The organism is Nocardia sp. NPDC055002 (assembly GCF_053608825.1).
The window spans coordinates 192,545-205,305 of the sequence record NZ_JBSGWE010000005.1 but is presented as its reverse complement, the minus strand read 5'-3'; the positions used below and the strand labels follow the sequence as shown (position 1 = coordinate 205,305).

The 12,761-nt window shown below is 66.4% G+C and carries 12 protein-coding genes; 6 read left to right on the top strand and 6 right to left on the bottom strand.

From position 1 onward, the window contains the following. Positions 1–41: 41 nt before the first annotated feature. From ACWF99_RS22150 to ACWF99_RS22130, 5 genes are all read right to left on the bottom strand, one after another. The gene (locus ACWF99_RS22150; RefSeq protein ID WP_358186529.1) at positions 42–668 is read right to left on the bottom strand and encodes a TetR/AcrR family transcriptional regulator; all 627 of its coding nucleotides are present in this window, start codon (positions 666–668) and stop codon (positions 42–44) included. Between the two features lie 146 nt (positions 669–814). Continuing rightward, positions 815–1,180, bottom strand: coding sequence for a DUF3349 domain-containing protein (locus tag ACWF99_RS22145; RefSeq protein WP_378633940.1), 366 nt, complete (start codon positions 1,178–1,180; stop codon positions 815–817). 11 nt (positions 1,181–1,191) lie between these two features. Then, complete coding sequence (locus tag ACWF99_RS22140) at positions 1,192–1,473, bottom strand: hypothetical protein (RefSeq protein ID WP_452537261.1); 282 nt, start codon at positions 1,471–1,473, stop codon at positions 1,192–1,194. A 12-nt stretch (positions 1,474–1,485) separates the two neighbouring features. Next, positions 1,486–2,670, bottom strand: a complete 1,185-nt coding sequence (locus ACWF99_RS22135) for an inorganic phosphate transporter (RefSeq protein WP_378633936.1) — start codon at positions 2,668–2,670, stop codon at positions 1,486–1,488. A gap of 73 nt (positions 2,671–2,743) precedes the next feature. Next, complete coding sequence (locus ACWF99_RS22130) at positions 2,744–4,258, bottom strand: ATP-dependent DNA ligase (protein WP_452537260.1); 1,515 nt, start codon at positions 4,256–4,258, stop codon at positions 2,744–2,746. 94 nt (positions 4,259–4,352) lie between these two features. Between ACWF99_RS22130 and ramB the strand changes: the two genes are divergently transcribed. Next, complete coding sequence (ramB, locus tag ACWF99_RS22125; RefSeq protein WP_358108625.1) at positions 4,353–5,759, top strand: acetate metabolism transcriptional regulator RamB; 1,407 nt, start codon at positions 4,353–4,355, stop codon at positions 5,757–5,759. Between the two features lie 4 nt (positions 5,760–5,763). Here the strand turns inward: ramB and ACWF99_RS22120 are convergent, their stop codons facing one another. Continuing rightward, the gene (locus ACWF99_RS22120) at positions 5,764–7,593 is read right to left on the bottom strand and encodes an acyl-CoA dehydrogenase (RefSeq protein WP_452537259.1); all 1,830 of its coding nucleotides are present in this window, start codon (positions 7,591–7,593) and stop codon (positions 5,764–5,766) included. A gap of 341 nt (positions 7,594–7,934) precedes the next feature. Between ACWF99_RS22120 and urtA the strand changes: the two genes are divergently transcribed. The 5 genes from urtA to urtE all read left to right on the top strand — a co-directional run bounded on the left by urtA (position 7,935) and on the right by urtE (position 12,758). Further along, positions 7,935–9,185, top strand: a complete 1,251-nt coding sequence (gene urtA, locus ACWF99_RS22115; protein WP_056814694.1) for an urea ABC transporter substrate-binding protein — start codon at positions 7,935–7,937, stop codon at positions 9,183–9,185. Positions 9,186–9,261: 76 nt separating this feature from the next. After that, positions 9,262–10,146: an urea ABC transporter permease subunit UrtB gene (urtB, locus tag ACWF99_RS22110; protein ID WP_266293973.1), complete on the top strand. Its 885-nt coding sequence runs from the start codon at positions 9,262–9,264 to the stop codon at positions 10,144–10,146. Further along, the gene (gene urtC, locus ACWF99_RS22105) at positions 10,143–11,273 is read left to right on the top strand and encodes an urea ABC transporter permease subunit UrtC (protein WP_378633927.1); all 1,131 of its coding nucleotides are present in this window, start codon (positions 10,143–10,145) and stop codon (positions 11,271–11,273) included. The genes urtB and urtC overlap by 4 nt, the downstream gene beginning before the upstream one ends. Then, positions 11,270–12,073 (top strand): urea ABC transporter ATP-binding protein UrtD, encoded by an 804-nt coding sequence (gene urtD, locus ACWF99_RS22100; RefSeq protein ID WP_378633925.1) that lies wholly within the window; start codon positions 11,270–11,272, stop codon positions 12,071–12,073. Before urtC ends, urtD begins: the two co-directional genes overlap by 4 nt. Beyond that, positions 12,066–12,758, top strand: coding sequence for an urea ABC transporter ATP-binding subunit UrtE (urtE, locus tag ACWF99_RS22095; protein ID WP_056814706.1), 693 nt, complete (start codon positions 12,066–12,068; stop codon positions 12,756–12,758). The genes urtD and urtE overlap by 8 nt, the downstream gene beginning before the upstream one ends. Positions 12,759–12,761 lie beyond the last annotated feature (3 nt).

Sequence of the window (12,761 nt, the reverse complement as noted above, 5' to 3'; positions counted from 1 at the left end):
CATCCGGATTCGGATGCCTCCCGCTTTTGCGTTGTCGCCGGCTACGTGGTGGGCGCGACCGCGGTGCGCACCGTGAGCCCGGAGCGGATGAAATAGGCGATCTCCTCGCAGATCTCGTCGACCGAGATCGCGTCGCCGGGAACGGTGGCGTGCACCATCTCCTGGGCGAGGGAATTCACGGCGCCGATTACCGCGAGGCCGAACAGGTGCAGGCTGCGCGATTCCGCTTCGCCACGTTCGGCGGCGCGCTGCGCTTCCCGGGTGAGCAGTGCCGAAATCGACCGCCGCTGCGCGCGCCGCCATTCCTCCACCACCGGACTCACCCCGACGACCTCGACATAGAACACCCGCGCCGCCCGGCGATCACGGCAGGTCACCGCCAGGAACGCACGGAAACTCTCCACCACGCGCACCACCAGCGGCTGTTCGCTGGTGTGTTCCAATGCCTCGTCGAGGCGGCGTAGCGCGGCCGCGTTCAACCGGTCGACGAGTGCGATCAGTAATGCCTCGCGGCTACCGATGTCTTCGTAGAAACTGCGGGTCGACACATTCGCGGTCGAACACAGCCGCTCGATCGAGGTCGACGAATATCCCTGGGTACCGAATAGTTCCAGCGCCGCGTCGGTCAACCTGTTGCGGCGTAGCGCGACTCGCTGCTGGCGCGACAATCCACCGTAACTACGACCACTATCGGTTACATCCGCACGCCGAACCACGGATGCATGCTAGCGCGCGATCGCCGGACAGCCGGGCGATTCGTCATTGTCGCCGCGAGCGAATTCCGCTGGCGTATCGGAATTGTCGAAGTGGATGATCAATTCTGTTCGGTAGTGGGTTCGCCGTCGTCGAGTGGTTCGGCCAACGGCCAGCCACCGGCGGCCAGATGCGAAGCCACCCGCGAGACGTCGTCGGGCGCGGGCTGCTGCTTCGCGAAATCGGCGATGGCGGCCGCGATTTCGGCCTCGCTGATCGATTCCCGATTCGGATTCGCCTCCACCAGTTTCTCCCCGATCACCGTCACCTCGTAGTCGGTGAGGTGGCGGTGCAGCACCGCGAACAAGGCGACATAGTCGGACTGGGGAATGCCCTGTGGATAGCCCGCGCGCAGCCACCCGAGCACCCGCGAGAGCAGGTTGCCACGGACCGGCGGGGTCGCGGGGGTGGGGTTCGGATCGGTCATGGCTTCCTCACTCATGATTGGCCGAACAGGTGGATGCCGAACTGGTGGGCGATGAACGCCTTGGCGGTGAACAGGATTCCGGTGATCACCACGACGACGATGAGGACCAGACAGGCCACCGCACCCGCCAGCGCCGGATAGTTGCGCCGGACTCGGCCCTCGGCGTCGACGGTCTCGGCATTGCCCCACCACCGCACCGCGAAGGCGAAGACCGCGGGTACACCCGCGCCGAAGATCAGCGCGGCGAGCACCACTTCCCACAGTGAACTCAGATTGGTGATCACGGTGTGCATGATCGCTCCCCTCTACCCGGCATGGTTCTGGTCGATCGGCGCCTGTGCCGAGGTGGGTGGCCGGCCATCGGGCCAGTCGTTCACATTGTGAGTGCCGACCGGGTCACGGCGCGACCGGAGATAGATTCCGAGCGCCCCGGCGATCAGGAGGCCGAACACCACGAGCACACCGGGGAGTCCACCGATGACATTGGCGATCGCCCAGCAGATCGCGCCGACGATGCCCGCCATCGGCAGAGTCAGCATCCAGGCCACGGCCATCCGGCCCATCACCCGCCAGCGCACCTCGGCGCCCTTGCCGATGCCGGTACCGAGGATCGCGCCGGTCGCGGTCTGCGTGGTCGACAGCGGCAGGCCGAAGTGCGCCGAGGTGAGAATGATCGCCGCCGAGGTCGACTCGGCGGCCAGGCCCTGCGGTGACTCGATCTCGACCAGGCCCTTGCCGAGGGTCCTGATGATCCGCCAGCCGCCGAGATAGGTGCCGAGGGCGATCGCGACGGCACAGGCGGCCATCACCCACAGCGGCATGTGGTCGTCCTTGTCCAGCGAGCCGTAGGCGACCAGCGCGAGGAAGATGACACCCATCGTCTTCTGCGCGTCGTTGGTGCCGTGCGCCAGCGAGACCAGGGAGGCCGAGCCGATCTGGCCCCAGCGGAAACCCTCTTCGGACTTCTCCTGGTCGACGCCACGGGTGATCCGGTACACCACGAACGTGCCGATGGCCGCCACCATCGCCGCGATCACGGGCGCGAGCAGCGCGGGCAGCACGATCTTGATCAGCACGCCGTCCGACCCCGATGCCCAGATCACGCCGTTCCAGCCGAGTGCGGCGATCGTCGAGCCGATCAGGCCGCCGAACAGGGCGTGCGAGGAACTCGACGGCAGGCCGAGCAGCCAGGTCAGCAGGTTCCACAGGATGCCGCCGACGAGGCCCGCGAAGACGATTACCAGCAGGTCCTGCCCGCCCACATCGTCCAATTTCACGATCCCCTTGGCCACCGTCGCCGCGACCGCCACCGACAGAAACGCCCCGATCAGGTTCAGCACGCCCGAGAGCGCGACCGCCGTCTTCGGCTTCAGCGCACCGGTGGCGATCGAGGTCGCCATGGCGTTGGCCGTGTCGTGGAATCCGTTGGTGAAGTCGAACGCGAGAGCTGTGACGATGACGATCAACAGGACCATTAGTTCGGCGCTCACCGGAACAGTGTGTCGTATGCTGCCGCCGGATTGCCAAACTGTTGCGGGTAAGTCGCACGACCAGCGGCGGAGCTCAGCCGGCGGCCACGCCGAGCGCGCGCACCGCCTCGATGGTGTCGGCCTCTCCCGGTTCCTTGTCCGGCCGGTACCGCACCACCCGGGCGAAGCGCAGCGCGACGCCGCCCGGATATCGGGTACTGGTCTGGACGCCGTCGAGCGCGATCTCGACGACGAGTTCGGAGCGCAGGTACACGGCCTGACCGTCGCGGTGGGTTTCGTGGCGCGGGAATTCCTCGGTCTGCCAGCGCAGCAGTTCGTCGGTGAGGCCCTTGAACGTCTTGCCGACCATCACCGGCTCACCGGTCTCGGGATCGCGGGCCGCCAGATGCAGGTTGGACAGGAACCCGGTGCGGCGGCCATAACCCCATTCGGCGCCGATCACCAGTAGGTCGAGGGTGTGCGCGGGCTTGATCTTCTGCCAGGCCTTGCCGCGGCGGCCCGCGGCGTACGGGGCATCGAGCGCCTTGACCATCACACCCTCGTTGCCGACCGCGAGCGCGTCGTCATAGCAGTCGGCGGCAGCCTCCGGAGTGGGTGCGATCAGCGCGGGGATGCTGTGTTCGCCCGCGACCTGTTCCAAAGCGGTGCGGCGGACACGCAGCGGTTCGTCGATGAGGTCGGTGCCGTCGAGATGCAGGCAGTCGAAGAAGTACGGGTGTAACCGGCGTGGATCGCCGAGGGTGGCGAACCTGCTCATCGTCTCCTGGAACGGGCGTGGGCGGCCCGCGTCGGTCAGGGCGAGGGTTTCGCCGTCCAGGACCACGGTGGCGCAGTCGAGGGACTTGACCAGATCGACGAGTTCGGGGACGCCCTCGGTGATGTCGCGCAGGGTTCTGGTGAAGACCCAGACCTGGTCGCCGTCGCGGTGCACCTGGATGCGGGCGCCGTCGAGCTTGTGTTCGACACTGATGTCGGAACCCAGCTCGGCGAGGGCCTCGTCCAGCGAACCGCCGGGTGAGGCGAGCATCGGCGCAACCGGACGTCCTACTTCGAGACCGAACGCGGCCAGGGCCTGCTCGCCCCCGGCGAGCGCGGCGATCGCGGTGACGGGGAGCCGGCCCGAGAGCATATGGGCCCGGCGCACCACGTCGACGGGGATGCCGGTGGACTGTGCGAGCGCCTCGACCACGATCGCGGTGAGCGCGCCCTGCCGGAGTTCGCCGGTGAGCAGGCGGACCAGGAAGGACTGTTCCTCCTCGGTCGCGGCGGTGAAGAGTGCGGTCAGCAATTCGCGGCGCCGATTGGTCGAGCCCTTGCCGTTCAGGCCGGTGAGCTGGGAGAAGATGTCGTCCACCGCGCCGACGGTGAGGCTCGCGTCGCCGCTGGGCGGTGTGTCGAGCCCGGCCACCGTGCGCCACCCGGCCCCGATCCGGCCCTGCACCAGCTCGCCGGACAACCACGCCACCACGGTCCCGATCTCGGACGGGTCCGCGGCACCGAAGAGCTCGGCCAGCGCGGCGGTTTTCGCCTTGCGCGACCTGGTCGCCCGCACGGCCGCGGAGGCCGTGACGACATCGCTGAACAGCACCCCACGACAGTATCGCGAGGGTGTGACACAGAGCTCGAGCCCGGTTGTTAAGAATCCATTGGCAAGCCTGCGAAACCGCCCCTAAACTGGACATATGGCCAAGACCTATGTCGGAGCGCGGCTGCGCCAGCTGCGGACCGAGCGTGGGCTGAGCCAGGTCGCGCTCGCGCAGAAACTGGAGATCTCGGCCAGCTATCTGAACCAGATCGAACACGACGTGCGACCGCTCACCGTGCCGGTGCTGACGCGCATCAACGAGGTCTTCGGCGTCGACCCCACCTTCTTCTCCGCCCAGGACGACACCCGGCTCATCGCCGAGCTGTCCGAAGTGGTGATGGACGCCGAGCTCGGCATCGAGGCCGACACCCAGCAGATCGCCGACATGGTCTCCGCCCATCCGTCGATGGCGCGCGCCCTGGTGGCCATGCACAACCGCTACCGCAACACCAGCGCGCAGCTGGCCGCCGCCACCGAGGACCGGTTCGCCGACGGTTCCGGCAGCGCCGCGATCAGCAAGCCGCACGAGGAAGTGCGCGACTACTTCTATCAGCGCCAGAACTACATCCACGAATTGGATACCGCCGCAGAGGATCTCACCGCGCGCATCCGGTTCCACGGTGGCGAGGTGAGCACCGAGATCGTGCGCCTGCTGCGTGCGCACGGCGTGCGGATCAGCGAGCGCATCGACCTCGGCGAGGGCGTGCTGCACCATTTCGATCCCGAGACCAAACAGCTCGAGATCTCCCCACACCTGTCCGGTGGGCAGCGCACTTTCAAACTCGCCGCCGAACTCGCCTACCTGGAATGCGGCCCGCTCCTCGAAAAACTGGTCGACGAGGGCAATTTCGCCTCCGACGCCTCGCACAAACTCGCGATGCTCGGCCTGGCGAACTACTTCGCGGCCGCGATGGTCTTGCCCTACACGCACTTTCACGAAGTAGCCGAGAGTTTCCGCTACGACATCGAACGCCTGTCGGCGCATTTCTCGCAGAGTTTCGAAACCATCTGCCACCGCCTGTCGACCCTGCAACGGCCGACCCTGCGCGGCGTCCCGTTCTCCTTCGTACGCGTCGACCGCGCGGGCAATATGTCGAAGCGCCAGTCCGCCACGGGTTTCCACTTCTCGGCCAGCGGTGGTACCTGCCCGCTCTGGAACGTCTACGAGACCTTCGCCTACCCCGGCAAGATCATGACCCAGATCGCCCAGATGCCCGACGGCCGCAAATACCTCTGGATCGCGCGCACCGTGGAACGTCGCGCCACCCGCTACGGCCAACCCGGCAAGACCTTCGCGATCGGCCTCGGCTGCGAGCTGCGCCACGCGGGCCGCGTCGTCTACGCCGACGGCATCGACCTGGGCGAAGCCAACGCCACCCCCATCGGCGCGGGCTGCCGAGTGTGCGTGCGCTCCAACTGCCCCCAGCGCGCCTTCCCGCCGCTGGGCAAGGCCCTCGACATCAGCGAACACCGCAGCTCGGTCTCGCCGTACCTCATCAAATAGCCGCTCAGAAGGCTTCTTCCGGGACGGCCATGATGTCGTTGTCGATGGCGGCGAGGATGTTCTTGGTAGCGGTGAGTTCGGGGAGGACGTTCTTGGCGAAGAAGCTCGCCGCGGCGACTTTGCCCTGGTAGTAGGGGCGGTCCCGCGGTGCGGCGTCGGAGGCCAGGGCGGCGGCGGCGATGTCGGCCTGGACCAGCAGGCGCCAGGCGATGAGGAGATCGCCGACCGCCACCAGGAAGCGAACCGAGCCGAGGCCGACCTTGTAGAGCTCGGTGGGCTCGGTCCGGCCCGCCATGGCGTAGCCGGTGAGGGTGGCGGCCATCGCGCCGACATCGGCTTGGGCGGTGCGCAGCAGGGCGCGCTCGGTGGCGAAACGGCCGGTGTCATTGTCCAGGTAGACGCCGATCTGAGCGTTCACGTGGGCGAGGGCGACGCCACCATCGCGAATGATCTTGCGGAAGAAGAAGTCCTGGGCCTGGATCGCCGTGGTGCCCTCGTAGAGCGAGTCGATCTTGGCGTCACGGATGTACTGCTCGATCGGATAGTCCTGCAGATAGCCGGAGCCGCCGAAGGTCTGCAGCGACTCGGCGAGCAGCTGGTAGGCGCGCTCGGATCCCACGCCCTTGACGATCGGCAGCAGCAGATCGTTCACGCGGTGCGCGGTCTCCGGATCGGCACCGGACACCAGCTGCGCCACATCCGCGTTCTGGTGCGCGGCGGTATACAGATACACCGCTCGCAACCCCTCCGCGTAGGCCTTCTGCATGGCCAGCGACCGGCGCACATCAGGGTGATGGGTGATGGTGACGCGCGGCGCCGCCTTGTCGGCGACCTGCGTCAGATCCGCGCCCTGCACCCGCGTCTTGGCGTACTCGAGCGCGTTCAGGTACCCGGTCGACAACGTCCCGGACGACTTCACGCCTACCGTCATCCGCGCGTTCTCGATCACCTTGAACATCTGCGCGATGCCGTTGTGCACGTCGCCGACCAGCCAGCCCTTGGCGGGCACCTCGGTGCCGCCGAAGGTCACTTCGCAGGTCGGCGAGGACTTGATCCCCATCTTGTGCTCGACCCCGGTCACGTACACACCGTTGCGGTCGCCCGGTTCCAGCGTCTCGGGATCGAAGAGGAACTTCGGCACGTAGAACAGCGAAAGCCCCTTGGTGCCGGGGCCGGCGCCCTCCGGCCGGGCGAGCACCAGGTGGAAGATGTTCTCGGCCGTATCGCCCACGTCACCGCCGGAAATGAACCGTTTCACCCCGTCGATGTGCCATGACCCGTCGGGCTGCGGCACAGCCCTGGTGCGACCGGCGCCGACATCGGATCCGGCATCCGGTTCGGTGAGCACCATGGTCGCCTGCCACCCGCGATCGAACCCGCCCCGTGCCCAGCGCTTCTGTTCGTCGTTGCCGATCTCGTAGAGCACCGAGCCCATCATCGGGCCCATGTTGAAGAAGCTGGCCGCCGGATTGGCACAGATGATGAGCTCGTTGATCGCCCACATCAGCGCGTTCGGGGCGGCGGTGCCGTCCATACCCGCCGGCATGGCGAGGCGGTACCAGCCCGCTTCGTGCACCAGGTCCACCGTCTTACGCAGCGGATCGGGCACGGTGATGTCGTGGGTATCGGGGTGGAACACCACCGGGTGCCGGTCGGCCTCGGCGAACGAGTCCGCGATCGGCCCCTCGGCCAGGTGTTTCACCTCGTCGAGGAGCTGGCGCACCGTATCGGAGTCCAGGTCGCCGTAGGCGCCGGTGTCCAGAACCTTGTCCAGGTTCAGGACCTCGAACAGATTGAACTCGATGTCACGCACGTTCGCCTTGTAGTGCCCCATTGGGCCCTCCTCGACTGACCGCACACGGCCGATTGCCGTGTGACTCGGCGGCTCGACGTTGTACAAATCGAAGCGTGCCGCACCTGTGCGGCCCTACGCAACCGTAGGCAAGGCGACCCTTCGGCAGCTGCCGCGGACGAACAATTCACACGGACGAAACAGACGAAACGGGCACGTGACCGAGAGACATTCGGGTGCAACAAGTTCCCTCTACTGTCTCGAATCACGAATACAGCTTCTGTATACAACTCGGTGTACATCCAGTCTCCGGGGCAGACAGCGGCGGTATTCGTTGTGGCGCGTGTGGCGCCGCCGTTACACCTGATGAGGAGAACCGCCCCATGTCTGAATCCCGTTTGGTCAAGGCACTTGTCGTGCCTGCCGCGGTGGCCGTCGCCGGCCTGCTGCTCACCGGCTGTGGTGCGCGCGACGACGCGTCGACCGGCTCGACCGCCGCCTCCTGCGTCGACACCAGCAAGGACACCATCAAGGTGGGCTCGCTACACTCGCTGTCGGGCACGATGGCCATTTCCGAAGTCACCGTGGCCAATTCGACCAAGCTGGCGATCGACCAGATCAACGCGGCGGGCGGCGTGCTCGGCAAGAAGATCGAGATCGTCCTCGAAGACGGCGCCTCCGACCCCAAGACCTTCGCCGAGAAGGCGGAGAAGCTGATCAGCTCCGACTGTGTCGCTTCGGTATTCGGCGGCTGGACCTCGTCGAGCCGCAAGGCCATGAAGCCCAAGTTCGAGAGCCTGAACTCGCTGCTCTACTACCCCGTGCAGTACGAGGGCCTGGAAGATTCCAAGAACATCTTCTACACCGGCGCCACCACCAACCAGCAGATCATCCCCGCGCTGGACTACCTGAAGCAGAAGGGCATCAAGTCCCTCTACCTGGTCGGCTCCGACTACGTCTTCCCGCAGACCGCCAACCGCGAGATCAAGGCCTACGCCGCGGCCAACGGTATCGAGATCAAGGGCGAGGACTACACCCCGCTGGGCTCCACCGACTTCTCCACCATCGTCAACAAGGTGCGGGCCGCCAAGGCGGGCGCGGTGTTCAACACCCTCAACGGTGACTCCAACGTGGCCTTCTTCCGCGAGTACACCAACGCCGGCCTGAAAGCCGCTGAGATGCCGGTGGTTTCGGTGTCGATCGCCGAGGAAGAGGTCGCGGGCATCGGCGCGCAGAACATCGCGGGCCAGCTCACCGCCTGGAACTACTACCAGACCGTCGACTCCCCGGCGAACAAGAAGTTCGTCGCCGACTACAAGGCCGCCTTCGGCGCCGACAAGCCGACTTCGGACCCGATGGAAGCCGCGTACGCCTCGGTCTACCTGTGGAAGAACACCGTCGAGAAGGCCAAGTCGTTCGCGGTGGCCGACATTCAGGCCGCGGCCGACGGCGTGAGCTTCGACGCCCCGGAGGGCACCGTCACCATCGACGGCTCCAACCACCACATCACCAAGACCGCCCGGATCGGCGAGATCCGCCCCGACGGCCTGATCTACACCGTCTGGGATTCCGGCAAGGCCATCACCCCGGACCCGTACCTGAAGTCCTACGAGTGGGCCAAGGGCCTCAAGTAAGTAGCCCGACCGAGGTGGGACGCGCTCTGAGTCAGGGCGCGTCCCACACCGCCCCCTTTCCAAGGAGTCCACTGCAATGGACGTGCTGATCAGTCAGCTCTTCACCGGGCTGAGTCTGGGATCCATTCTTCTGCTCGCCGCGCTCGGCCTGTCACTGACCTTCGGTCAGATGGGCGTCATCAACATGGCGCACGGCGAATTCATCATGGCCGGTTGTTACACGACTTATGTTGTGCAACAAGTCTTCTCATCGGCCGGAGTTTCGCTGGTCGTGTCCTTGCTGATGGGCTTCCTCATCGGCGGCCTGCTCGGCGCCGCCCTGGAAATGGGGCTGATCCGCTACATGTACGACCGGCCGCTGGACACGCTGCTCGTCACCTTCGGTGTCGGACTCGTGCTCCAGCAGGCCGCGCGTGACATCTTCGGCGCACCCGCCAAGAACGTGCTGGTGCCCGAATGGCTCAGTGGCGGCATCACTATCGCGGGCGCGGTCGTGCCGAAGACCCGCATCTTCATCCTGGTGCTGGCGATCGTCGCGGTGACCACCCTGGCCGCCGTGCTCAAGACCACCCCCATGGGTCGACGGATTCGCGCCGTCGTGCAGAACCGCGGACTGGCCGAAACCAGCGGCATCTCCAGCAGATTCACCGATATCAGCACGTTCTTCATCGGTTCCGGACTGGCCGGCGTCGCCGGTGTGGCGCTCACCCTGATCGGTTCGACGAGCCCCACCATCGGCCAGAGCTATCTGATCGACGCGTTCCTGGTGGTCGTGATCGGCGGCCTCGGCCAGATCAAGGGCACGGTGATCGCGGCGTTCGCGCTCGGCCTGCTCAACTCGTTCATCGAATACTCCACCACCGCGTCCATCGCGAAGGTGATCGTGTTCGTGCTGATCGTCATCTTCCTGCAGGTCCGCCCGCAGGGCCTGTTCACCGTGCGGACGAGGAGTCTGGCATGACCGCACTCACCGAACGTCTCCGCGAATACCCGCGGCTCACCCCACTACTCGGCTTCGGAGTGGCGGCGATCCTGCTGTTCGCCGTCGCCCCTGCGGTGCTGAGCGATTTCCGCCTGAACCTGCTGGCCAAGTTCCTCTGCTTCGCCATCGTGGCCGCCGGCATCGGATTGGCCTGGGGCCGTGGCGGAATGCTCACCCTCGGCCAGGGCGTGTTCTTCGGCATCGGCGCCTACATCATGGCCATGCACATGCAGCTCGCCGACGCCGCCCGCCTCGGTAACGATGTCCCGGAGTTCATGGAGATCTCCGGCATCAGCGAACTCCCCGGTTTCTGGCAGCCGTTCAGTTCCGCGCCGGTCGCCATCCTCGGCATCCTGGTGCTGCCCGCGCTGGTCGCCGCCGTGCTCGGGTACGGCGTGTTCAAGCGCCGGGTGCGCGGCGCCTACTTCGCCATCCTCAGCCAGGCACTGGCCGCGGCGCTGGCGATCCTGCTCACCGGTCAGCAGGCCATCGGCGGCTTCACCGGGCTGTCGGACTTCCGCTCCTTCTTCGGATTCCGGCTCTCGGACCCGGCCAACCGGCAGATGCTGTTCTTCATCGCCGCGGGCACGCTGCTCGTGGTGGTGGCCCTGATCCGCCAGCTCAACCGCAGCCGCTACGGCGAACTGCTCGTCGCGGTGCGGGACGCGGAGGAGCGGGTGCGCTTCCTCGGCTACGACCCCGCCAACATCAAGATCGTCGCGTACGTCGTGGCGGCATTCCTCGCCGGGATCGCGGGTGCGTTGTTCACCCCGATCGTCGGCATCATCTCCCCCGCCGACATCGGCGTGATCCCGTCGATCGCTTTCCTCATCGGTGTCGCCATCGGTGGCCGCACCACCCTGCTCGGACCGATCCTCGGTGCGATCGGCGTCGCCTGGGCGCAGACCTCGCTGTCGGAGTCGTTCCCGTCGGGCTGGACCTACATGCAGGGCATCCTGTTCATCGTGGTCGTCGGCTTCATCCCCGCCGGGCTGGCCGGGCTGTGGCCGATGTTCAAGGGCTGGCTCGACAGCCGTAAGAAGCTGCCACCCGCACCGGAAGAACCCGCCGCCGTCGTCACCGAGGAGAAGGTGCAAGCGCGATGACACTCGAACCCAAAGCCGGCGGCAATGCGGGCATGGACAGCGACTACCTCGAAATTCGTGGTCTCTCCGTCAGTTTCGACGGTTTCAAGGCCGTCACCGATGTCGATCTCACGGTGCTGCAGGGCGACCTGCGGTTCCTGATCGGCCCGAACGGCGCGGGCAAGACCACGCTGATCGATGCCATCACCGGCCTCGTCCCGGCGACCGGTTCGGCGCAGAAGTCGGGCACCGAACTCCTCGGCAAGAAAGTGCACCAGATCGCGCGCCTCGGCATCGGGCGCACCTTCCAGACGGCCAGTGTGTTCGAGCAGCTCACCGTGTTGCAGAACCTGGATATCGCGGCGGGCGCCGGGCGTTCGGCACTGTCGCTGCTGCGTATGCGCAAGTCCGTGCTGCCGAGTATCGAAGAGGCTTTGGAGACAACGGGTCTCACCGCACTGCGGGACAAGCCCGCCGGGGTGCTCGCGCACGGGCAGAAGCAGTGGCTCGAGATCGGCATGCTGCTGGTGCAGAACGCGTCGGTGCTGCTACTCGACGAGCCCGTCGCGGGCATGAGCGCCGAGGAGCGCGAGGAGACCGGAAACCTGTTGCGCCGCATCGGCAGTGATCGCGTGGTGATCGTCGTCGAGCACGACATGGACTTCATGCGGTCCTTCGCCACCTCGGTCACCGTGCTCGCGGGCGGCAAGGTCCTCAGCGAGGGCAGCGTCGAACAGGTGCAGGCCGATCCCAAGGTGCAAGAGGTCTATCTCGGCACCGCGACCCTGGTCGCGACAGACAAGGAGTCGGCCGATGCTTGAGCTACACGACATCCGTTCCGGATACGGGCGCACCGAGGTCATCCACGGTGTCAGCATGACCGTGCCCGACGACAGCGTCGTCGCGATCATGGGCCACAACGGTGCGGGCAAGACCACGCTGCTGCGCGCGGCGGTGGGGCTGCTGCCCACCAAGTCGGGCACCATCACCTTCGACGGCGAGAAGATCACCAAACTCTCTCCCTCGCAACGGGTCAAGCGCGGAATCGGTTATGTGCCGCAGGGCCAGCAGAGCTTCGGACAGCTCACCACCGCCGAGAACCTGCAGGTGGTCGCGGACGGACGCAAGCGCGGCAAGGCGCTGATCGACGAATCCCTCGATCTGTTCCCCGCGCTGAAGGACCTGCTCACCCGCAAGGCGGGCCTGCTCTCGGGCGGGCAACGTCAGCAGCTGGCCATCGCCAGGGCGCTGATCACTGAGCCGAAACTGCTCATCCTCGACGAACCCACCGAGGGCATCCAGCCGTCGGTGGTCGCCGAAATCGAGCGCACCATCATCGAATTGACGCAGCGCGGCGGTTTGAGCGTGCTGCTGGTGGAGCAGCACATCGGCTTCGCACTGCAGGCCGCGCAGCAGTACTACGTGCTGCACTCGGGGCATCTCGGCTCGACCGGGGCAGGCGGGGCAGGCGCGGAATCCGCGGTCCGCGCGGCGATGGCGATCTGATCG